The following is a 21,686-nucleotide window of genomic DNA, read 5'->3' on the forward strand; positions in this document are numbered from 1 at the left end:
TCATCCCAAACAATGGAGGCAGAGTGGCCGAGATGACGGACGTCTTCTTCGTCGACGGAATGCGTACCCCCTTCGGGCGCGCCGGCGAAAAAGGCATGTACTGGAACACGCGTGCCGACGATCTGGTGGTCAAGGCGATCATCGGGCTGATGGAGCGCAACGGCGACGTGCCGAAGGACCGGATCGACGACGTGGCCATCGCCGCCACCTCGCAGACCGGTGACCAGGGGCTGACCCTGGGACGCACGGCGGCGATCCTCGCGGGTCTGCCGATGACGGTGCCCGGCTTCGCGGTCGAGCGCATGTGTGCGGGAGCCATGACGAGCGTCACCACCATGGGTGCCTCGATCGGCGTCGGCATGTACGACCTCGCCCTCGCGGGCGGCGTGGAGCACATGGGCCGCCACCCCATCGGCGGCAACGTCGACCCCAACCCCCGCTTCGTCGCCGAGAAGCTCGTCGACCCGGGCGCACTCAACATGGGCGTGACGGCCGAGCGCATCCACGACCGCTTCCCGCACCTGACCAAGGACCGCGCCGACCGCTTCGGGGTCGCCAGTCAGCACAAGGTGCAGGCCGCCTACGAGGCCGGCAAGATCCAGCCCGACCTGGTCTCGGTCGCGGTGAAGAACGCCGAGGGCGCGTGGGGACTCGCGACCGAAGACGAGGGCCGCCGACCCGAGACGACCCTCGAGGGACTCGCGACGCTCAAGACACCGTTCCGCCCGCACGGACGGGTCACCGCGGCCACGTCGTCGCCGCTGACCGACGGTGCGACCATCAGCCTGCTCGCCGGTTCCGGTGCCGTGAAAGAGCTCGGTCTCACTCCGAAGATGCGCATGGTCTCGTTCGCCTTCGCCGGCGTCGAGCCCGAGATCATGGGCATCGGACCCATCCCCTCGACCGAGAAGGCGCTCAAGAAGGCCGGGCTCACGATCGACGACATCGGTCTGTTCGAGCTCAACGAAGCCTTCGCCATCCAGGTGATCTCGCTGCTGGATCACTTCGGCATCGCCGACGACGATCCGCGCGTGAACCCGTGGGGCGGCGCCATCGCCCTGGGCCACCCGCTCGCGGCATCCGGAGTCCGTCTCATGATCCAGCTGGCCGCCCAGTTCGCCGAGCGTCCCGACGTGCGCTACGGCCTCACCGCCATGTGCGTGGGACTCGGTCAGGGCGGCTCGGTCATCTGGGAGAACCCGTTCTTCGACGGAAAGAAGAAGCGCAAGTGACCGACTACGCCGCCATCGACTTCTCGCCCCTCGACGCCCTCACCGGCGACGAGGTCGTGACCCACTCCCCCGTCCGCGACGTGCGCCTGCCCTCGGGTAACGTGCTCGCCCTGGTCACGCTCGACAACGGTCGCGACCACACCCGCCCCAACACCCTGGGGCCGGCGACGCTCGCCGAGCTCGGGCGCACGCTCGAGACTCTGAAGAGCCGGGCCGCGGCCGGCGAGATCCACGCCGTCGCCATCACGGGCAAGCAGTACATCCTCGCGGCCGGCGCCGACCTGTCCGACGTGGCGAAGCTGCCCTCGAAAGACGTCGCCCGCCTGATCGCCCAGCGCGGACATCAGGTGATCGGCTCGCTCTCCGAGCTGGGCGTGCCCTCGTTCGCCTTCGTGAACGGCCTCGCACTCGGCGGCGGTCTCGAGATCGCGCTGAACTCGACGTATCGCACGGTCGACGCCTCGGCCGCGGCGGTGGCCCTTCCCGAGGTGTTCCTCGGCATCATCCCCGGCTGGGGCGGCGCCTACCTGCTGCCGAACCTCATCGGCATCGAGAACGCGCTCGAGGTCGTCATCTCGAACCCGCTCAAGCAGAACCGCATGCTCAAGCCGCAGCAGGCTTTCGACCTCGGGATCATGGATGCCATCTTCCCGGCGGCCTCGTACCTCGAGGACTCGCTGCGGTGGGCCGACGGCGTGCTCACCGGCCGGGTGAAGGTCGAGCGCAAGAACGAGCCGGGCAAGCTCGAGCGCCTGACCAAGTGGCCCATCGCGATCAAGATGGCCCGCGGCATGCTCGAGTCCAAGATCGGCACCGTGCCCCGCTCCCCCTACGTCGCGCTCGACCTGCTCGACGAGGCCAAGAGCGGCACGAGGGCCGAGGGCTTCGCCCGCGAAGACGAAGCTCTCGCCGACCTCATCACGGGCGACCAGTTCGCGGCATCCATGTACGCCTTCGACCTCGTGCAGAAGCGCGCGAAGCGTCCGGTCGGGGCCCCCGACAAGGCGCTCGCGAAGAAGGTCACCCAGGTCGGCGTCATCGGCGCCGGTCTCATGGCGTCGCAGTTCGCGCTGCTGTTCGTGCGCAAGCTCCGGGTTCCCGTGATCATCACCGACCTCGACCAGGGGCGCGTCGACAAGGGCGTGGCATCCATCCGCGAAGAGATCGGCAAGCTCGAAGCCAAGGGCCGCCTCGACGGCGACACCGCCAACCAGCTGCGCGCCCTCGTGCACGGCACGACCGACCGCTCGGAGTTCGCCGACTGCGACTTCGTCATCGAGGCGGTGTTCGAAGAGGTCGGGGTCAAGCAGGAGGTGTTCTCGGCCATCGAGAAGATCGTCGCCGACGACGCGATCCTCGCCACGAACACCTCGTCGCTCTCGGTGGCCGAGATCGGTTCGGTGCTGCAGAACCCCGAGCGTCTCGTCGGCTTCCACTTCTTCAACCCCGTCGCGGTGATGCCGCTCATCGAAGTCGTGAAGACGGATGCCACGAGCGACGCCGCCCTGTCGACGGCGTTCGTCGTCGCGAAGGGCCTGGGCAAGAACGCGGTGCTCACGGCCGATGCGCCCGGCTTCGTCGTGAACCGTCTGCTGGCGAAGGTCATGGGCGAGGCGGCACGCGCGGTCTACGAGGGCACCCCGATCGCGACGGTCGAGAAGGCGTTCGCACCTCTCGGCCTGCCGATGGGGCCGTTCCAGCTCATCGACCTCGTGGGATGGAAGGTCGCCGCCCACGTGCAGGACACGATGGCGCACGCGTTCCCCGACCGCTTCTTCTCGTCGGAGAACTTCCACGAGCTCGCCGCGCTCCCGGAGGTCGTCGAGAAGGACAAGGGCGGTCGCGTGACCGGCTGGACGAAGGCCGCGCAGAAGGTTCTCGTCACCGGGAAGACGCCGGTCGCGCCCGAGACGATCCTCGCCCGCGTGCAGGACGGCCTCGCACAGGAGATCAAGATCATGCTCGACGAGGGCGTGGTGCCCGAGGTCGAAGACATCGACCTGTGCCTCATCCTCGGCGCCGGATGGCCCTTCATCGACGGCGGCGCCTCGCCGTACCTCGATCGAGAGGGAGCGTCGAATCGCGCCTTCGGCGACACGTTCCACCACCCGCCCATTCGCGGCATCGGAGCCTGACGCACCACAGCGGCGCCGTCCCCGAGGGGGCGGCGCCGCTGGCGTACCCGCTGATCGGGGCGCCGTGTCGGGGCGCGCAGCGTCGTGGGAACGACCCGCACAACGGGATCAGGCCGGAACCCGTGCAGTCCGGCCTGATCTTCGCGCGTCAGGGCGCGGACGTCACGGGCGCGACTTCTCCCAGTCGAACGTGGGGATCGACCCGGTGGGCGTCTGCCGGGCCATGGGGATGCGGGTGCCGAGCACCTGGGCCACCACGTCGTGGGCGATCTTCGACGCCGTGAGCCCGGCATCCTCGAGGATCTGCTCGCGCGTCGCGTGGTCGATGAAGGCGTCGGGGATGCCGAGTTCGTCGACCGCCGTGTCGACGCCGGCCTCGCGGAGCACCTGACGCACACGGGTGCCGACCCCGCCGACTCGGATGCCGTCCTCGATCGTGATCACCAGACGGTGCGTACGGGCGAGTTCGACGATCGAGGGCTGCACCGGGATGGCCCAGCGGGGATCGATCACCGTCGCGCCGATGCCCTGCGCGCGAAGCCGCTCGGCGACCTCCATCGCCAGGTGCACCATCGGGCCGATGCCGACGAGCAGCACATCTTCTGACGAGCCGCGTGCGAGCACGTCGACGCCGTCGGAGAGACGCTCGATCGCATCGAGGTCGTCGGGGATCTTGCCCTTCGGGTACCGCACGACGGTGGGGGCGTCTTCGACGGCGGTCGCCTCGCGGAACTCCTCTCGCAGACGGCTCGCGTCGCGCGGCGCGGCGATGCGGATGCCCGGGACGAGCTGCAGCATCGCGAGATCCCAGATGCCGTGGTGGCTGGGGCCGTCGGGACCCGTCACGCCGGCGCGGTCGAGAACGAACGTCACCCCCGCCTTGTGCAGGGCGACGTCCATCATGACCTGGTCGAACGCACGGTTCATGAAGGTGGCGTAGATCGCCACGACGGGGTGCAGGCCGCCGAAGGCGAGACCGGCGGCCGAGGCGACGGCGTGCTGTTCGGCGATGCCGACGTCGTAGACGCGCTCGGGGAACCGCTCGGCGAACTGCTGCAGCCCGGTCGGCCGCAGCATCGCGGCCGTCATGGCGATGACGTCGTCGCGCTCGGCACCGACGGCCACGAGTTCCTCGGCGAAGACGTCGGTCCACTGCAGGCCACCGCCCGAGCTGACGGCCTCGCCGGTGATCGGGTCGATCTTGCCCACCGCGTGGAACTGGTCGGCGGTGTCGCTGAGTGCCGGGGCGTATCCGCTGCCCTTGTCGGTGATCGCGTGGACGATGACGGGAGCGCCGTACGACTTGGCCAGCTCGAGCGTCTCGATCAGCACGTCGAAGTCGTGCCCGTCGACCGGGCCCAGGTACTTGATGTCGAGGTTGCTGTACAGCGCCTCGTTGTTCGTGAAGCGCGAGAGGAACCCGTGCGTGCCGCCGCGGACGCCGCGGTACACGGCGCGAGCCGCGGGGCCCAAGCGCCGGAACAGCGTGTCGGAGCCGCGGTGCAGCGTGCGGTAGGCGTCGTTCGTACGGACACGGTTGAGGTAGCGCGCCATGCCGCCGATGGTCGGGGCGTACGAGCGCCCGTTGTCGTTGACGACGATGACGAGGTTGCGGTCGTTGTCGTCGCTGATGTTGTTCAGCGCCTCCCACGTCATGCCGCCCGTGAGCGCGCCGTCTCCGACGACGGCGACCACGTGACGATCGGTGCGTCCGGTGCGCGAGAACGCACGCGAGACCCCGTCGGCCCAGCTCAGCGAGCTCGACGCGTGCGAGGACTCGACGACGTCGTGCTCGCTCTCGGAACGTTGCGGGTACCCGGCCAATCCCCCGCGCGAGCGGAGGTTGGCGAAGTCCTGACGCCCGGTGAGCATCTTGTGGACGTACGACTGGTGACCGGTGTCGAAGATGATGGGATCGGCGGGCGAGTCGAACACCTTGTGCAGGGCGATCGTCAGCTCGACGACGCCCAGGTTCGGACCGAGATGGCCGCCGGTGCGCGAGACGTTCTCGACGAGGAACGACCGGACCTCAGCGGCCAGCTGACGCAGTTGCGCGGGGCCCAGGTCGTCGAGGTCACGGGGACCGTGAATGCCGGGTAGGAGAGCCATGCGACTCCTCTCGTGCGGTAGACGCAGTGGTGCGAATACTTGTCGATTCTAGTCTCGGGGGGCCGGTCGGGCCCGGCAACGCCTTGCGATCACGGTCGTTTCGTGGTCTCCGCAAACGCCGCGTGCCCCGGGAGCGAGGCTCCCGGGGCACGACGGTGCGGGTGTGTCAGACCAGCGAACGCAGCACGTACTGCAGGATGCCGCCGTTGCGGTAGTAGTCCGCCTCACCGGGGGTGTCGATGCGCACGACCGCGTCGAACTCGACCGGCTGCTTGCCCTCGGGAGAGAACTCGCTCGGGGTCGCGATGACCTTGACCGTCTTGGGCGTGACACCCTCGTTGAGCTGTTCGAGGCCCTCGATCGAGACGATCTCGGTGCCGTCGAGACCCAGGGTCTTCCAGCTCTCGCCGGCGGGGAACTGCAGCGGGACGACGCCCATGCCGATGAGGTTCGAGCGGTGGATGCGCTCGAAGCTCTCGGTGATGACGGCCTTCACGCCGAGGAGGTTCGTGCCCTTGGCCGCCCAGTCACGCGACGAGCCGGAGCCGTACTCCTTGCCACCGAAGATGACGAGCGGGGTGCCCTGCTCCTGGTAGTTCATGCAGGCGTCGTAGATGAACGTCTGCGGGCCACCGGCCTGGGTGAAGTCGCGCGTGTAGCTGCCCTCGATGATCTGACCGTCGTTGACGGCGGCGACCAGTTCGTTCTTCAGGCGGATGTTCGCGAACGTGCCACGGATCATGATCTCGTGGTTGCCGCGGCGCGAGCCGTAGGAGTTGAAGTCCTTCTGCGCGACGCCGTGGTCCATCAGGTACTGCGCGGCGGGCGTGCCCGCCTTGATGTTGCCGGCCGGGCTGATGTGGTCGGTGGTGACCGAGTCGCCGAGCGTCGCCATGACGCGCGCGCCACTGATGTCGCGCACGGCGTCGGGCTCCATGGTCATGCCCTCGAAGTACGGAGCCTTGCGCACGTAGGTCGAGTCGGCGTCCCACTCGAAGGTCGGGCCGGTCGGGGTGGGCAGGTTCTTCCAGCGCTCGTCACCCTCGAAGACGGTGGCGTACTGGGTGATGAACTGCTCACGCGAGATCGACGCGTCGATGATCGACTGCACCTGGTCGGGGGCCGGCCAGATGTCCTTCAGGAAGACGTCCTCGCCGTTCTGGTCGGTGCCGAGCGCGTCGGTCTCGAAGTCGAAGTTCATCGAGCCGGCCAGCGCGTAGGCGACCACCAGCGGCGGCGAGGCCAGGTAGTTCATCTTCACGTCGGGGCTGATGCGACCCTCGAAGTTGCGGTTGCCCGAGAGCACCGCGGTGACGGCCAGGTCGTGCTCGTTGACGGCCGTGGAGACCTCTTCGATGAGCGGGCCCGAGTTGCCGATGCAGATCGTGCAGCCGTAGCCGACGGTGTAGAAGCCGAGGCCCTCGAGCGACTTGTCGAGGCCCGACTTCTCGTAGTAGTCGGTGACGACCTTCGAGCCCGGTCCGAGCGTCGTCTTGACCCACGGCTTGCGCTTCAGGCCCTTGTCGACGGCGTTCTTGGCGAGCAGGCCCGCCGCGATCATGACCGAGGGGTTCGAGGTGTTGGTGCACGACGTGATGGCGGCCAGGGTGACGGCGCCGTTGTCGAGCAGGTACGACTGCCCGTCGGGCGTCGTCACGCGCACCGGGTTCGAGGCGTTGACGGGGTGCCCCGACGAGATGAGCACCTCGCTGTCGGTGACGTCTTCCTCTTCTTCGCCGGGGACCGAACCGGGGTCGGAGGCGGGGAAGGTGCCGTCGACCTCGAGGTCGACGATCGAGTCCGAGACCGACGCGTCGGCGTAGTTCAGGATGTCCTTCTCGAACTGCGACTTCGCCTCGGACAGCAGGATGCGGTCCTGCGGGCGCTTCGGGCCCGCGATCGAGGGGACGACGGTCGAGAGGTCGAGCTCGATGAACTCGCTGAACGACAGTTCGCGCGACGGGTCGTGCCACAGCTTCTGCTCTTTGGCGTACGCCTCGACCAGGTCGACGGTCTGCTCGTCGCGGCCGGTGAGGCGCAGGTACTCAAGGGTGACGTCGTCGATGGGGAACATGGCGGCCGTCGAGCCGAACTCGGGGCTCATGTTGCCGATGGTGGCGCGGTTGGCCAGCGGCACCGAGGCGACGCCTTCGCCGTAGAACTCGACGAACTTGCCGACGACGCCGTGCTTGCGCAGCATGTCGGTGATGGTGAGCACGACGTCGGTCGCGGTGACCCCGGCGGGGATCTCACCGGTGAGCTTGAAGCCGACGACGCGCGGGATGAGCATCGAAACGGGCTGGCCGAGCATGGCCGCCTCGGCCTCGATGCCGCCGACGCCCCAGCCCAGCACGCCCAGGCCGTTGACCATCGTGGTGTGCGAGTCGGTGCCGACGCAGGTGTCGGGGTACGCACGCAGCACGCCGTCGACGGTGCGGTCGTAGACGACCTTGGCCAGGTGCTCGATGTTGACCTGGTGCACGATGCCGGTTCCCGGGGGGACGACCTTGAAGTCGTCGAAGGCCGTCTGGCCCCAACGGAGGAACTGGTACCGCTCGCCGTTGCGCTCGTACTCGATCTCGACGTTGCGCTCGAGGGCGTTCTCGCTGCCGAACAGGTCGGCGATGACCGAGTGGTCGATGACCATCTCGGCGGGCGAGAGCGGGTTGATCTTGTTGGGGTCGCCGCCCAGGGCGGTGACGGCCTCGCGCATGGTGGCGAGGTCGACGATGCAGGGCACACCGGTGAAGTCCTGCATGACCACGCGGGCCGGCGTGAACTGGATCTCGGTGTCGGGGTCGGCCGTGGGGACCCACGAACCGAGCGCCTGGATCTGCTCCTTGGTGACGTTCGCGCCATCCTCGGTGCGGAGCAGGTTCTCGAGCAGCACCTTGAGGCTGAACGGGAGCTTCTCGTAACCGGCGACCGTGTCGATGCGGAAGATCTCGTAGTCGGTGCTGCCGACCGTCAGGGTGCTCTTGGCACCGAAGCTGTCAACCGTGGACACGATCGTCTCCTTCGTCGGCGAATGCGCAGGCGTAGACCCGCAGTTTCCCATCTTCCCCGCGCGGAGACGTCGATGCCAGGAAGGTCGACCTAACCGTCTGGGGCGACGGATTTATCTTGATGTCAAGATATTATCAGGACTCGCGGCGAGGAGTGAGAGCGCGCACCACGAGCCACGTCACGGCGAGCATCGGGGCGAACAGCGGCAGGCCCATGACGATCTTCAGCGTGCCGAGCGCGGTCACGTCGCCGGCGAAGTACAGCGGAAGCTGCACGATCAGGCGCGCCGCGAACAGCGCCGCCCAGGCGATCGAGAGCCAGGTGTAGGCCCGACGCTTGCGGCGGTCCGCGCGCCAGGCCGTGCCCTCGCCCAGCAGGTAGCCCGCCGCGAGACCGATGAGCGGCCAGCCGATGAGGGCCGACACCAGGAAGGCCGTGCCGTACGCGCCGTTCGTGAAGAACCCGAGCACGAAATTGTCCTGACCGCGGCCCGTCACCAGGGCCAGGATCGCGGCGCCCGCGGTGGCGAGCAGACCCCCGATGGCGGCGCTGGGCGGAGACTTCGCGATGAGGCGTGCCAGCGTGAAGACCACGGCGAGACCCACCGACACCCCGAGGCTCACCCAGAGGTTGCCCTGGCGCGTCTCGGGATCGATCGTGACCGTGAACAGCACGACGAACGCCAGCGACGGCAGCACCGATTCCAGGATGCCGCGCCACCCGCCCATCGCCGACCACACGGCAGCGCCGGTGGAGCTGTGCTTCGCGGGGTCGAGGCCCGCGCGGCGCGCGGCATTACCCAGCGCGGCTCCGACGCTGTCTGCGGCCGAAGGCGGCTCGAGGGGGACGCGGTCGTCGTCGTGCGCCGGGCGCGGCGAGTCGTCGCTCATGCGGTGCCGGGGGTCGCCGGCATCCGGAGCGGGATCAGGTCGCGCGGCGGCATGGGCGAGGTGCCCCGCACCACGACGATCGAGCGGAAGAGGTCTTCGACGGCGGCGGCGGCCGCGACGTCGGAGGTCGCGGCTCCCCCGATCACCCCGCGCAGGAACCAGCGCGGGCCGTCGACGCCGACGAAGCGGGCCAGACGCTTGGCCGAGCCGTCGGCGCCGGCCATGACCGGCACCTCGGCGAGCAGCTCGGGACCCAGCGGGCCCTCGCGCTCCTCGACGCGGCCGCCCTGCTGCTTGACCTGCTGTCGGATCTGCTCGCGCGTCTCTTCCCACAGGCCGCTGGTGCGCGGGGCCGCGAAGGGCTGCACCTGCAGGGTGGACTCGGAGTAGTCGAGGCCCACGGCCACGATGCGCTTGGTCTGCTCCTCGACCTCGAGGCGCAGGTTGAGTCCCTCGCGCGGGAGGATCTTGATGCCGCCCAGGTCGATGTAGGGGCGTACCGGGTTCGCTTCGGACTCGTCGAAGGGGCCGGCGCTGTCGCGATCGGCCGGGGCGCTCTTGGCCGCCGTGACGACCTCGGTTCCGGGCTGGTCTGTACCGGGCTGGTCGTTGTCGGTCATCGTGTGCTCCCTTGAAGGCTCTGGTATCCGCTCGATCCGAAACCGCCGTCGCCGCGCACGCTGTCGGGAAGTTCGTCGACGGGGACGAAGCGCACGGGCGGGACGGGCATCACGATGAGCTGGGCGATGCGGTCTCCGACCGCGATGTCATAGGCCTCGTCGAGGTCGGTGTTCAGCAGGGCCACCTTGATCTCGCCGCGGTACCCGGCGTCGATCGTGCCCGGGGAATTGAGGACGGTGATGCCGTGCTTCGCAGCGAGCCCGCTGCGGGGCACAACGAAGGCCGCGTGGCCCTCGGGGAGGGCGATGCGCACGCCGGTGGACACCAGCGCGCGGCGCCCGGGTTGCAGGCGCACGGCCTCGGCGGCGATCAGGTCGGCACCGGCGTCGCCGGGGTGGGCGAAGACCGGGGGCTCGGATGCGACAATTGGGACGTCCACCGTTTCGGTCACCCCACGAGGGTAATGCAGAAGAGGGGGTGCGGCATCCGCACCGCAGCCGACTATCGAGAGCGTCTGAGCCCGTCGCTCTGGGCGCTCGTCGCCGCCGCCGTGTGCGGCCCCATGGCCGCCCTGGTGTTCTCGCCGCTCGACACCACGCTGGCCCTGTTCATCGGGCTCCTGGTGTCGGTGGCGATCGTGGTGGGTCTCGTCGCCATCTCCCCCGTCGTCGAGATCCGCGACGGCGAGTTGCGCGCGGGTCGCGGCCACATCCCGGTGGAGTTCTTGGGGACCCCCGTCGGCGTGGCCGCCGAAGAGGCGCGCACGGCCCGCGGGAGTGGTCTCGACCACCGGGCGTGGCACGTCATCCGGGGTGGTGTCGACGGTGTCGTCACGATTCCCGTGACCGATCCCGACGATCCGACCCCGTCGTGGGTGGTGTCCACCCGCACGCCGGATCGCCTGGTGGCGGCGATCCAGCGTGCTCAGGTCAGGCTGCGCACTCCAGGCAGATGAAGCCGGGGCCGCTCTCTTCTGCGATCTGGGAGCGGTGCTTCACGAGGAAGCAGTTCATGCAGGTGAACTCGTCTTCCTGAGCGGGGAGAACGACGACATCGAGCTCGATGTCGGAGAGGTCGGCGCCGGGCAGTTCGAAGCCCGAAGGGTTGTCGGCGTCCTCGTTGTCGATCGACCCCGACGCCTTGTCGGGCACGCGCTCCTTGAGGGCCTCGATCGACTCGCTGTCGTCCTCGGTCTTGCGCGGTGCGTCGTAATCCGTTGCCATGCGTGCAGGTCTCTACTTCCAGTGTTTTGTGGTGCTGTGCCCCATCGGGTGCCCGATCGGGCGGCCATAGTTTGCATGACCCGACCTCGATAAGCAAATGCTCGGGGGACGGGTTGCGTATTGGGCGAGGCGTGAAACTCGCGGCGCGCCCGCGATATTCCCGGAACCACGCGGCGAGCGTGTCAGCATGGGCCTCGACCGCAGATCGGAGGGGTGTTTCGCATGGAACAGCTCAAAGTCATCGGCACCGAGGACGACGTCCTCGTCGTCGCGACTCAGGCGGGCGAGCGCTTCGCGCTGCCGCTCGACGACGTGCTGCGCGCCGAGGCGCGCCGCGCCCGTCGTGATCGCAGCGACGACGACCGTGCCCCGCGCCCCAGCCCCCGCGAGATCCAGGCGCACATCCGCGCAGGGATGTCGGCCCGCGAGGTGGCCACCCTGCTGAACGCCCGCGTCGAAGACGTCGAGCGTTTCGAGCGCCCGGTCCTCGCCGAGCGCGAGCACGTCGTCGGTCAGGCCCTGGCCGTCCCGGTGCTGCTCGGCGGTGCCCTCGAGCACGACGCCCCCATCACCTTCGGTGCGGCCGTGCGCGCCAAGCTCGGCGAGGCCGGTGCCTCAGCCGAGCGCTGGACCAGCTGGAAAGAGGGTTCGAGCTGGCTGGTGAAGCTCGAATTCACGGCCAACGGCATCGACCACGACGCGCGGTGGGGCTTCGACCCGCGCCGCAGCAGCCTGTCGCCGCAGAACGCCGACGCCATCCAGCTCTCGCGGCAGGGGTCGCTCCCCGAGGGGCTCATCCCGCGCCTCCGCGCCCTCGACACCGTCTCGAAGGACGACTCGCGTTTCGACAGCGGGTCCTTCGGCCCCCGTCGCCTCGACATCGAGGACGAGCCGGGAGTCGAAGGCACCGGCCCCATCGCCCCCGCCGTGCAGGCTGCGGCCATCAACCGTGCTCCCGACGCCCCGGTCGCCTCGTCGGAGACGGCCGACCTGCTCGAGGCCCTGCGCCGTCGTCGTGGGCAGCGCGAACCGCTCCCCGGCATGACCGAGAGCGAGCCGTCGCCGGAGCGGCGTCCGTCGGGCCCCCCGGTGTCGCTGTTCGACGCGGTCGAGCCGACGCCGTCCACCGACGCGGACTCCCCCGCCGACCCGGATCGTTCGTCTTCGTCGTCGGCGGATTCCGCGCGGCGCACCAAGGGGCGCCCGTCGATGCCGTCGTGGGACGAGATCGTGTTCGGGGCGCGCACCGACGAGAGCTGACGCTCTCTCCCCGGTCCCGCACGCGGATGGTGCGCGGGCGGATGCCGGGACCCCGCCCGCGCGAGACGGCTCAGGCGAAGGCGCCGAGGCGCAGCAGCGGCACCGTGCGTTCCTCTTCGGTCAGCGAGCCGTGCTGGCCGATCATGCGCTGGGGTCGCTTGTCGGCCTCGCGGTCGTCGTAGTAGGCGAAGCGCCCGCGCGCCGCGACGACGACGTCGCCGATCCGCTCCCGTACCTCGTCGTCGACCCGACCGAACAGGCCCGCCGCGATCGCCTCGTCGCGGGTCAGCACCCAGGCGCGCGACGCCTCGCGGGCCTTCCAGGCCGCAGCCACGGCATCCGCTCGCCCCTCGTCGGCGTAGAGGTGCAGCATGCGGGGTTCGCCCCCGAGCAGGTCGACGCCGTCGAGCATCTCGTCGCCGTCGCGCAGCAGCACGTGCTTGTGCGCGGGGACGTCCACCATGCCGTGGTCGGCGGTCACGAGCACGCCGGTGCCCGCGTCGATCGACTCGCCGAGGCGGCGGGCGGCGGCATCCACCGTCTCGAGCGCGTCGGTCCAGCGATCCGACTCCCAGCCGTCGCGGTGGCCCGCCGTGTCGAGTTCCGGGGCGTAGAGGTACACCAGGGCTCCGGCATGCCGGGCGGCCAAGTCGGCCGCGAGGCGCACGCGTTGGTCGATGTCGTTCGACGAGACGAGCTCGGCGCCACGCAGCGTCGCCTCGGTGAAGCCGGTTCCGGCGTAGGCCGGTCGCGACACGACGAAGCACGGATGCCCCGCGTTGACGCGCTGCTCGAGCAGGGGCCGGCTGCGCTGCCACGTGTGCGGATCGAGGCCGTCGGTCTCCCAGCCGTGCAACTGGTTGGGGGCGGTGCGCGTGCCCGGGACGCGGGCGCGGTAGCCCACGATGCCGTGCACACCGGGGTCGGTGCCGGTCAGCAGACTCGTCAGGGCGGCGGCGGTCGTCGAGGGGAACACCGTGCGCGCGACGTCGCGACGCCCGCCCGCCGACGACAGGAAGCGCGCGTGTCCGCGACGCGCGGCGAGGTTGTGGCTGCCCAGGCCGTCGACGACGAACACGATCGCACTGCGCGCGGGGGCGAGCCAGTCGGACTCCCCCGACAACGCGGCGATGGTCTGCGTCACCACACCGGTGAGGCTCCGGGAGCGCGGCGGGTCCGCCGGTAGGCTGAGTGACATCGGAGCAAGTCTTCCACACGGCTCCGATCCCCGTCCGATCCGGACGCCCGCCCGACCCGAGGCCTCCTCTATGCCCGATTCCCGTTCCTCCGCCCCCGTGACCGAGCGCATCGAAGACGTCGATGTCTCCACCGAGATGCAGGGGTCCTTCCTCGAGTACGCCTACTCGGTCATCTACTCGCGCGCCCTTCCCGACGCGCGTGACGGGTTGAAGCCCGTGCAGCGGCGCATCCTGTACCAGATGGCCGAGATGGGCCTCCGGCCCGACCGCGGGCACGTGAAGAGCGCCCGTGTCGTGGGCGAGGTGATGGGAAAGCTGCACCCCCACGGCGACGCCCCGATCTACGACGCGCTCGTGCGCCTCGCGCAGGCGTTCTCGCTGCGCGTGCCGCTGGTCGACGGTCACGGCAATTTCGGTTCGCTCGACGACGGCCCCGCAGCCCCCCGGTACACCGAGGCCCGTTTGGCCGCGGCCGCCCTGGCGCTGACCGAGAACCTCGACGAGGACGTCGTCGATTTCATCCCCAACTACGACGGTCAGTTCCAGCAGCCCGAGGTGCTCCCCGCCGCCTTCCCGAACCTGCTCGTGAACGGTGCGACCGGTATCGCGGTGGGTATGGCGACCAACATGGCGCCCCACAACCTCATCGAGGTCGTGGGGGCGGCCACGCACCTGCTGCAGAATCCGGATGCCACGGTCGAGGAGCTCATGGAGTTCGTCCCGGGACCCGATCTCCCCTCGGGGGGGATCATCGTGGGCTTGGACGGCATCAAGGACGCCTACACGAACGGCCGAGGCAGCTTCCGCACCCGGGCGAAGGCGTCGATCGAGTCGCTGGGCCCCCGGCGTACGGGCATCGTCTTCACCGAGCTGCCCTACCTGGTCGGACCCGAGCGGGTCATCGAGAAGATCAAAGACGCCGTGCAGGCGAAGAAGCTCACCGGCATCGCCGATGTGACCGACCTCACCGACCGCAACCACGGTCTGCGCCTGGTCGTGGGCATCAAGACCGGTTTCGACCCGAAGGCCGTGCTCGAGCAGCTGTACCGGCTGACCCCCCTCGAGGACTCGTTCGGCATCAACAACGTCGCCCTCGTCGACGGTCAGCCGCAGACGCTGGGGCTGCGCGACATGCTGCGCGTGTACATCGAGCACCGCATCCGGGTGGTCACGCGCCGCAGCGAGTACCGCCTGGCGCGCAAGCGCGAACGCCTGCACCTGGTCGAGGGCCTGCTGATCGCGATCCTCGACATCGACGAGGTCATCCAGGTCATCCGCTCCTCGGACGACGGCGACCAGGCTCGAACCAAGCTGCGGGAGGTCTTCGACCTCTCACATCTGCAGGCCGAGTACATCCTCGAGCTGCGCCTGCGGCGCCTGACGAAGTTCTCGCGCATCGAGCTCGAGGCCGAGCGCGATCAGTTGCACGCCGAGATCGCCGCGCTGGTCGAACTGCTCGGCAGCGAGACGCTCCTGCGACAGTTGGTCGCGACCGAACTCGATGCCGCCGCCGAGGCGTACGGCACGCCCCGGCGCACGATGCTGCTCAACGGCGGGCCGGTGCAACCCCGGTCGGCCCGTGCTGCCGCAGCCGCCGCCGCTGACCTGCAGATCGCCGACGCCCCGTGCCGCGTCTACCTCTCGTCGACCGGTCGCATGGTGCGCGCCGAGCTCATCGCCGACGCGCCCGCCGGCGGGGTCGTGCCCCCGGCCCGTCGGTCCAAGCACGACGCCATCCGCTCGTCGGTCGACACGACCACGCGTGGCGACATCGGTGCCGTGACCTCGGCGGGGCGCCTGGTGCGTTTCTCTCCCGTCGACCTTCCCTCGGTCCCGGCCAACGCCGTGCAGGTGGCCGCCGGCACGAAGGTGGAGCAGTACCTCACCCTCGCCAAGGGTGAGACGGTGGTCGCACTCGTCCCCCTCGTCGGGGGCCCCATGATCGCACTGGGCACCGCGCAGGGCGTGGTCAAGCGCGTCGCCGCGAGCGAGCTGGGCACCAAGCCCGACATCGAGATCATCTCGCTGCGCGACGGTGACCGCGTCGTCGGCGCCGCACCCGCGGGAGACAACGCCGAGCTCGTCTTCGTCGCGAGCGACGCGCAGTTGCTGCGTTTCGAAGCCTCGTCAGTGCGCCCGCAGGGCCGTTCCGCGGGGGGCATGGCCGGCATCCGGCTCGCGGACGGCGCTCACGTCATCGCCTTCGCGGTCGTGGGGGCGTCGGCGTTCGACGCGGTCGTGGTCACCGTCGCGGGTTCTTCGGCCGCCCTCCCCGGCACCGATGCGGGCAGCGCGAAGGTCTCGGCGTTCACTGAGTACCCGGCGAAGGGCCGTGCCACCGGTGGCGTGCGCGCGCAGCGCCTGCTGCGCGGCGAAGACGCCCTCGTTCTGGCCTGGGTCGGTACCGATCCCCGCGCCGTCGGCGCCGATGGTGCCGTGCGGGCTCTGCCCGAGGCGGGCGCGAAGCGCGACGCGTCGGGTCAGCCGCTCGACGCCGTCATCGGTGCGATCGGCACCGCCATCCGCTGACGCGCGCCGACGGCGCCGCGCCGCACGGCGCGCGCCGTCTGGTCCACGACGGGCCGACGAAGCGTCGTCCGAGACTCAGACGTCGATGCGCTCCCGTGCCAGGCGGTCGCTCGACTCGATGATGAACTCCCGGCGCGGAGCGACGTCGCTGCCCATGAGCAGGTCGAAGACCTCGGCTGCCTGCTCGATGTGCTCGGCGTGAACACGGCGCAGCATGCGGCCCGCCCGGTCCATGGTCGTGGTCGCGAGCTGGTCGGCATCCATCTCGCCGAGGCCCTTGTACCGCTGCACGGGCTCCTGCCAGCGCTTGTTGCTGCGCTTGAGCTTCGTCAGCAGGGCGTGGAGCTCCTGCTCGCTGTAGGTGTAGATCGTCTCGTTGGGCTTGGTACCCGGATTCATGACGACGACGCGGTGCAGGGGCGGCACCGCGGCGTAGACGCGGCCCTCTTCGACGAGCGGTCGCATGTACCGGAAGAAGAGCGTCAGCAGCAGGGTGCGGATGTGCGCCCCGTCGACGTCGGCGTCGCTCATGAGGATGATCTTGCCGTAGCGCGCGGCGCTCAGGTCGAACGAGCGCCCGGAGCCCGCGCCGATCACCTGGATGATCGAGGCGCACTCGGCGTTCGACAGCATGTCGCTGATCGATGCCTTCTGCGTGTTCAGGATCTTGCCGCGGATCGGCAGCAGCGCCTGGTATTCGCTGTTGCGGGCGAGCTTCGCCGTTCCCAGGGCCGAGTCGCCCTCGACGATGAACAACTCGGAATCGTTGACGTCGTTCGATCGGCAGTCGACGAGCTTCGCGGGCAGCGACGACGATTCGAGGGCGTTCTTGCGGCGCTGGGTCTCTTTGTGCGTGCGCGCCGAGATGCGGGCCTTCATCTCGGAGACGATCTTCTCGAGCAGCTGGGCCGTCTGCGCCTTGTCGTCGCGCTTGGGCGAGGCGAAAAGCGCCGTGAGCTCCTGGGTGACGACGGATGCCACGATCTGTCGCACCGCGGGGGTGCCGAGCACCTCTTTGGTCTGGCCCTCGAACTGCGGCTCGGGCAGGCGCACCGTGAGCACGGCCGTGAGACCGGCGAGCAGGTCGTCTTTCTCGACCTTGTCGTTGCCCACCTTGAGCTTGCGCGCATTCTGTTCGACCTGCGCGCGCAGCACCTTCATCAGGCCCTGTTCGAAGCCCTGCTGGTGCGTGCCGCCCTTGGGCGTCGAGATGATGTTCACGAAGGACCGGCTGGTGGTGTCGTAACCGGTGCCCCAGCGCACGGCGATGTCGACTTCGCACGCGCGCTCGACCTCGGTGGGGACCATGGAGCCGCCGGGCTGCAGCACGGGGACGGTCTCGGTGAACGACCCGGTCCCCGTCAGCCGCCAGATGTCGGTGACCGCGGCGTCGGGGGCGAGGAACTCGGCGAACTCCGAGATGCCGCCGTCGAAGCGGTAACTGGTCTCGACGCGTTCTTCGGCACGATCGTCGAGCACCACGATCTCGAGGCCCGGCACGAGGAAGGCCGTCTGGCGCACGCGCTGCACGAGATCATCGAGGCCGAAGGCCGCGTCTTTGGTGAAGATCTGCCGATCCGCCCAGTACCGGATGCGGGTTCCGGTCACCCCGCGCGGGGCTTTGCCGATGACCCGCAGCTCGCTGCTGCGCTCGAACGGAGTGAAGGCCGAGTCGGGAGTGTCACCCGCGAACCGGCCCGGTTCGCCGCGGTGGAACGACATCGCGTAGGTCTTGCCGGCGCGGTCGACCTCGACGTCGAGTCGTTCCGACAGCGCGTTCACGACCGAGGCGCCGACGCCGTGGAGTCCCCCCGAGGCCGCGTACGAGCCGCCGCCGAACTTTCCTCCGGCGTGCAGCTTGGTGAAGACCACCTCGACGCCCGTGAGACCGGTACGCGGTTCGACGTCGACGGGGATGCCACGTGCCCGGTCGCGCACCTCGACACTGCCGTCGGCGTGCAGCACGATGTCGATGCGCGAGCCGTGGCCGGCGAGGGCTTCGTCGACGGAGTTGTCGATGATCTCCCACAGGCAGTGCATGAGGCCCCGGGAGTCGGTCGAGCCGATGTACATACCCGGGCGCTTGCGCACGGCTTCGAGGCCCTCGAGGACCTGCAGATGATGGGCGGAGTACTCGGACGTCACGATCTCCCAGCGTAATCGGGGCCGCCGACATCGCTTGCAGACACACAGCGAGGTCGGGTCGTCGTACGCGCACAGCGAAATGTGATCACGCCGCGGCATAGGGGAAACATCCGCGTGGTTGTATATGGGGACTCGCCCAACGACCACTGAGGAGGGCACCCGAGATGACCACTACGACTGCACCCGAAGCGTCAGCCGTCCTCGACCACCGCCTGACGGCGGCTGATCGCTGCGACTCGTGCGGAGCGCAGGCCTACATCGCCGCCGAGGTGAACGGCAGCGAGCTGCTGTTCTGCGCGCACCACGGCCGCAAGTACGAAGAGAAGCTCCGCAGCATCGCCACCTCGTGGCACGACGAGACCGCGCGTCTCACCGCCGCCGACTGAGCCGGTACGTCGAAACGGGCCCCGCACCACTCCTCCGGGAGTGGGACGGGGCCCGTTTCGCGTTCGCGGTCCCTGGCGTCGGTCGCGAGTTCAGCGCCCGTCGGCGTCGTAGACCCGGGGAAGGCTCGGCGAGACGCGGAGGGCGATCTCTTCGCCGATCGTGTCGATGAGCTCGGCGAGGTCGGTCGCGCTGCTGCGGGCTCCCCGACCGAAGATCACGATCTCGTCGCCGGGTGCCGCGTCATCCCACGGCGCGAGGACGGTCTCGGTCGCGCGGATCGCCTCGACCCGGCGGGGGCCCCCGGGGGTGTCGACGTCGAAGCGGGCGGCCAGGGTGCAGGGAAGGCCGTGCAGGCTGCCGACGTCGAGGTGGACGCCCGCCGTGTCGACGGTCGTCACGGTCGCCGTGAGACGGGCGATGGGCTCGATACCGAGGTCCGTCTCGCTCGGGCCGCCGGCGGGACGGATGCCGTACGAGAACGCCCCCACCCGCACGAGGTCTTCGCGGAACTCCCCGCGTGCGAATCCGGCCGCGCTGGCGGCGAGGTGCGAGAAGCGCGGGTCGAGGCCGACGGAGCGCGCCTGATCGCGCGCGGCGAGGAACAGGGCACGGGCGTCGTCGTCGTCGGCATCCGAGGCCTCGGAGATGTGCGACCAGATCCCCTCGAGCACGGCGCGTCCGGAATCGACCAGCGCGGCGGTGCGTGCGAGGGCTCCCTGCCACCGCTCGGGTCGGATGCCGTTGCGATGCAGCCCCGTGTCGATCTTGAGGTGCACGCGCGCCGGGCGGTCCGCCGCAAGACGCGCGAGGTCGTCGAGCAGGGCCTCGTCGCCGAGGCCGAGGTCGAGGTCGGCCGCGATGCCCGCGGCCAGGTCGTCGGCCCCACCGATGAGCCAGACGAAGATGCGCGCGTCCGGGCCTGCGATCGCGCGCACCGCGGCGCCGGTGACGACGTCGAACGCACCGAACCAGCGGACGCCCTCCTCGCCCGCGCGCCGCACGATCCGGTCGAGCCCGTGGGCGTAGGCATCGTCCTTCACGACGAGCATGGGGACGGCGGGGGCGACGGCCTCGCGCACGCGGCGCAGGTTGCGGGCGAAGGCGTCGAGGTCGACGCGGTAGACGGCACTCACGCGGCCACCCTGCGGTCTGCCCGGGCGCCGACGATCGCGACGATCTCCGCGGCGGTGAGGCCGGTGGCGTCCGTCCACTCCGCGAGCGACGGGTGGCCGTCGGCCGGGTCGCCGAAGAAGACCACCTCGGCCCCCCGGGCGACGGGCGCGTCTTCGACGTCGACGACGCAGACGTCCATGGCGACGCGGCCGACGATGCGGTGACGGCGCCCGTCGATGGCGACGGTCACCGCGTTGCCGAGCGAGCGCACGACGCCCTGGGCGTAGCCGCCGGTGACCAGAGCGATGACCGTGTCGTGGGGGGCGCGGTGCGTGTACCCGTACGAGACGCCCTCCCCGCGCAACAGGGGCTTGGAGCCGAGGGATCGTCCGCGCAGCGACAGCACCGGGCGCGCGTGCGAGCCGGGAAGGCCGAACAGGATCGCGGCGTCGAGGGCGGCGGCATCCATGTCGAGATCGGACAGCACGGATGCCACCCACGCCGCGCCATGCCCCCAGCCGTCGGCCGTGAGGACGTCGTCGGCGCCGGAAGCCGCACCGGCCGCGAGAGCGAGGGGCGCGTTGGCGCGCAGAGCGGACTCCGATACGAGGGCCACGGGCGCGACTCCCCCGGCCGCGGGCGTGCGGGCAGGGAGCGTGGAGGTCACACATCTAGACTAACGGGGTCCTTCTCCCCCGATCCCGGAGCGTGCATGCCTACCCAGGGCTTCTCCCCCGTCACCCGCCTCCGCTACCTCGCCGGACGCGCCCGCCGCATCGACGTCGGCTCGGTGGTCGAGCGTGCCAAAGAAGCCGCGGAGCAGCACGGCAAGTCGCTGCCGCTCGTGGTCGCCGACATGCTCTTCCAGGCCGGTGTGAAGAACGTCGGCTTCCAGGACTACATCGATTACGACTTCGCGATCCTGACGCCCGCCGAGCGCGAGACGTACATGACGCACCCCGTGTCGAATCAGATCTCGCAGAAATACGACCACCCCGACTACCGCGGGATCTTCCAGGACAAGGTCGAGTTCGACCGTCGGTTCAGCGATTTTCTGCGCCGTGAGTGGATGGTCGTGGATGCCGACAACGCCGACGCCCTGAAGTCGTTCACCGAGCGACTGGGCACCATCGTCACCAAGGAGCCGGTCGGCCAGGCCGGTACCGGCGTGCACCGCTATCACGCGGCCGAGGTCGAGGACTGGAGCGCCTTTCACCGGGGCCTGCTCGAGCGCGGGGAGATCCTCGTCGAAGAGGTCATCCGCCAGCACGACGATCTCGCCGCGGTCTGCCCCGGCACGGTGAACACCACCCGGGTCACGGCGTTCTTCGACGGCTCGACCACGCACATCCTCGCGATGGCGCAGAAGTTCGGCCGGGGGGCCGTGAGTGACCAGATGACCTTCGGCGGCTTCTACACGATGCTGGACGAGAACGGCCACGCGCTCGGTGCCGGCTACGACTCGCACGGGCACGTGCACGAACTGCACCCCGACTCGGGTGCCCGTATCGCCGACTTCCAGCTGCCGATGATCGACGAGGTGAAGGCGTTCGTCGATCAGGTCGCACGCGTCGTGCCGCAGGTGCAGTACGTGGGCTGGGACATCGTCGTCGGTCCCGACGGTCCCGTGCTCGTCGAGGGCAACTGGGGTGCCGGCGTGTACGAGAACAAGCCGAGCGTCACCGGGATCCGCACCGGGCACAAGCCGCGCTACCGCGCCGCGATCGGTTTCTGACGCAGGACGTCGAGAAGGCCCGCTCCCGTAGGGGGCGGGCCTTCGGCGTGTGATCGCGCCGGTTACGCGCGAGGTGCTGCCCGCACGGACGACGAAAAGCCC

17 protein-coding genes are annotated in these 21,686 nt (G+C 69.7%); 7 read left to right on the plus strand and 10 right to left on the minus strand.

The window, feature by feature from the left end; genetic code table 11:
- Positions 1-23: 23 nt before the first annotated feature.
- Entirely contained in the window at positions 24-1,232 is a 1,209-nt protein-coding gene (locus ASF96_RS14490) for a thiolase family protein (protein ID WP_055940274.1), read from the plus strand.
- Positions 1,229-3,367 carry a 3-hydroxyacyl-CoA dehydrogenase NAD-binding domain-containing protein gene (locus ASF96_RS14495; protein ID WP_055940276.1) on the plus strand — a complete coding sequence of 713 codons (2,139 nt, stop codon included), beginning with the start codon at positions 1,229-1,231 and terminating at the stop codon, positions 3,365-3,367. The genes ASF96_RS14490 and ASF96_RS14495 overlap by 4 nt, the downstream gene beginning before the upstream one ends.
- 162 nt (positions 3,368-3,529) lie before the next feature.
- On the opposite strand, the gene dxs is transcribed toward ASF96_RS14495, so the two are convergent.
- The 5 genes from dxs to dut form a co-directional block, all read right to left on the minus strand.
- Positions 3,530-5,476: a 1-deoxy-D-xylulose-5-phosphate synthase gene (dxs, locus tag ASF96_RS14500; protein ID WP_055837240.1), complete on the minus strand. Its 1,947-nt coding sequence runs from the start codon at positions 5,474-5,476 to the stop codon at positions 3,530-3,532.
- A 166-nt stretch (positions 5,477-5,642) separates the two neighbouring features.
- Entirely contained in the window at positions 5,643-8,483 is a 2,841-nt protein-coding gene (acnA, locus tag ASF96_RS14505) for an aconitate hydratase AcnA (protein WP_055940277.1), read from the minus strand.
- Positions 8,484-8,616: 133 nt separating this feature from the next.
- A complete protein-coding gene (locus ASF96_RS14510) occupies positions 8,617-9,372 on the minus strand; it encodes a DUF3159 domain-containing protein (RefSeq protein ID WP_055940279.1) in 756 nt (251 codons plus the stop codon).
- Positions 9,369-9,992 (minus strand): DUF3710 domain-containing protein, encoded by a 624-nt coding sequence (locus tag ASF96_RS14515; RefSeq protein ID WP_055940281.1) that lies wholly within the window; start codon positions 9,990-9,992, stop codon positions 9,369-9,371. The genes ASF96_RS14510 and ASF96_RS14515 overlap by 4 nt, the downstream gene beginning before the upstream one ends.
- Positions 9,989-10,444 (minus strand): dUTP diphosphatase, encoded by a 456-nt coding sequence (gene dut / locus ASF96_RS14520; RefSeq protein WP_055837227.1) that lies wholly within the window; start codon positions 10,442-10,444, stop codon positions 9,989-9,991. The genes ASF96_RS14515 and dut overlap by 4 nt, the downstream gene beginning before the upstream one ends.
- Before the next feature lie 12 nt (positions 10,445-10,456).
- Here dut and ASF96_RS14525 point away from each other — a divergent pair, with 12 nt between their 5' ends.
- Positions 10,457-10,948 carry a DUF3093 domain-containing protein gene (locus ASF96_RS14525; protein ID WP_055837225.1) on the plus strand — a complete coding sequence of 164 codons (492 nt, stop codon included), beginning with the start codon at positions 10,457-10,459 and terminating at the stop codon, positions 10,946-10,948.
- Here ASF96_RS14525 and ASF96_RS14530 read toward each other — a convergent pair.
- A complete protein-coding gene (locus tag ASF96_RS14530) occupies positions 10,923-11,216 on the minus strand; it encodes a DUF4193 domain-containing protein (protein WP_055837222.1) in 294 nt (97 codons plus the stop codon). The two genes, ASF96_RS14525 and ASF96_RS14530, sit on opposite strands and share 26 nt — an antisense overlap.
- Positions 11,217-11,438: 222 nt before the next feature.
- Between ASF96_RS14530 and sepH the strand changes: the two genes are divergently transcribed.
- Entirely contained in the window at positions 11,439-12,476 is a 1,038-nt protein-coding gene (gene sepH, locus ASF96_RS14535) for a septation protein SepH (RefSeq protein WP_055837214.1), read from the plus strand.
- A gap of 70 nt (positions 12,477-12,546) precedes the next feature.
- Here the strand turns inward: sepH and ASF96_RS14540 are convergent, their stop codons facing one another.
- Positions 12,547-13,674: an alkaline phosphatase family protein gene (locus ASF96_RS14540; RefSeq protein ID WP_055940283.1), complete on the minus strand. Its 1,128-nt coding sequence runs from the start codon at positions 13,672-13,674 to the stop codon at positions 12,547-12,549.
- A 70-nt stretch (positions 13,675-13,744) separates the two neighbouring features.
- Here ASF96_RS14540 and ASF96_RS14545 point away from each other — a divergent pair, with 70 nt between their 5' ends.
- Positions 13,745-16,204 (plus strand): DNA gyrase/topoisomerase IV subunit A, encoded by a 2,460-nt coding sequence (locus ASF96_RS14545; RefSeq protein WP_055940284.1) that lies wholly within the window; start codon positions 13,745-13,747, stop codon positions 16,202-16,204.
- Positions 16,205-16,279: 75 nt separating this feature from the next.
- Here the strand turns inward: ASF96_RS14545 and ASF96_RS14550 are convergent, their stop codons facing one another.
- Entirely contained in the window at positions 16,280-18,352 is a 2,073-nt protein-coding gene (locus tag ASF96_RS14550; protein WP_156458891.1) for a DNA gyrase/topoisomerase IV subunit B, read from the minus strand.
- Positions 18,353-18,513: 161 nt separating this feature from the next.
- Here ASF96_RS14550 and ASF96_RS14555 point away from each other — a divergent pair, with 161 nt between their 5' ends.
- Positions 18,514-18,735, plus strand: coding sequence for a DUF7455 domain-containing protein (locus tag ASF96_RS14555; RefSeq protein WP_055837203.1), 222 nt, complete (start codon positions 18,514-18,516; stop codon positions 18,733-18,735).
- 90 nt (positions 18,736-18,825) lie between these two features.
- Here ASF96_RS14555 and ASF96_RS14560 read toward each other — a convergent pair whose 3' ends face one another.
- Together ASF96_RS14560 and ASF96_RS14565 are read right to left on the minus strand one after the other, a co-directional pair.
- The gene (locus ASF96_RS14560) at positions 18,826-19,869 is read right to left on the minus strand and encodes an alanine racemase (RefSeq protein WP_055940288.1); all 1,044 of its coding nucleotides are present in this window, start codon (positions 19,867-19,869) and stop codon (positions 18,826-18,828) included.
- Positions 19,866-20,516, minus strand: coding sequence for an alanine racemase C-terminal domain-containing protein (locus tag ASF96_RS14565; RefSeq protein WP_055940290.1), 651 nt, complete (start codon positions 20,514-20,516; stop codon positions 19,866-19,868). Before ASF96_RS14565 ends, ASF96_RS14560 begins: the two co-directional genes overlap by 4 nt.
- Positions 20,517-20,561: 45 nt before the next feature.
- On the opposite strand from ASF96_RS14565, the gene ASF96_RS14570 reads away from it, so the two are divergent.
- On the plus strand, positions 20,562-21,584 hold the full coding sequence (locus ASF96_RS14570) for a sugar-transfer associated ATP-grasp domain-containing protein (RefSeq protein ID WP_055940292.1): 1,023 nt from the start codon (positions 20,562-20,564) through the stop codon (positions 21,582-21,584).
- Positions 21,585-21,686 lie beyond the last annotated feature (102 nt).

It is taken from the genome of Microbacterium sp. Leaf179 (genome assembly GCF_001423785.1).
Taxonomy (GTDB): domain Bacteria; phylum Actinomycetota; class Actinomycetes; order Actinomycetales; family Microbacteriaceae; genus Microbacterium.

What these genes read in the sequence shown, in the direction of transcription:
- dxs (WP_055837240.1), bottom strand. Translation starts at nt 5,476, where the DNA reads ATGGCTCTCCTACCCGGCATTCACGGTCCCCGTGACCTCGACGACCTG.
- ASF96_RS14510 (WP_055940279.1), bottom strand. Translation starts at nt 9,372, where the DNA reads ATGAGCGACGACTCGCCGCGCCCGGCGCACGACGACGACCGCGTCCCC.
- ASF96_RS14515 (WP_055940281.1), bottom strand. Translation starts at nt 9,992, where the DNA reads ATGACCGACAACGACCAGCCCGGTACAGACCAGCCCGGAACCGAGGTC.
- ASF96_RS14525 (WP_055837225.1), top strand. Translation starts at nt 10,457, where the DNA reads ATGCAGAAGAGGGGGTGCGGCATCCGCACCGCAGCCGACTATCGAGAG.
- ASF96_RS14530 (WP_055837222.1), bottom strand. Translation starts at nt 11,216, where the DNA reads ATGGCAACGGATTACGACGCACCGCGCAAGACCGAGGACGACAGCGAG.
- sepH (WP_055837214.1), top strand. Translation starts at nt 11,439, where the DNA reads ATGGAACAGCTCAAAGTCATCGGCACCGAGGACGACGTCCTCGTCGTC.
- ASF96_RS14540 (WP_055940283.1), bottom strand. Translation starts at nt 13,674, where the DNA reads ATGTCACTCAGCCTACCGGCGGACCCGCCGCGCTCCCGGAGCCTCACC.
- ASF96_RS14545 (WP_055940284.1), top strand. Translation starts at nt 13,745, where the DNA reads ATGCCCGATTCCCGTTCCTCCGCCCCCGTGACCGAGCGCATCGAAGAC.
- ASF96_RS14555 (WP_055837203.1), top strand. Translation starts at nt 18,514, where the DNA reads ATGACCACTACGACTGCACCCGAAGCGTCAGCCGTCCTCGACCACCGC.
- ASF96_RS14570 (WP_055940292.1), top strand. Translation starts at nt 20,562, where the DNA reads ATGCCTACCCAGGGCTTCTCCCCCGTCACCCGCCTCCGCTACCTCGCC.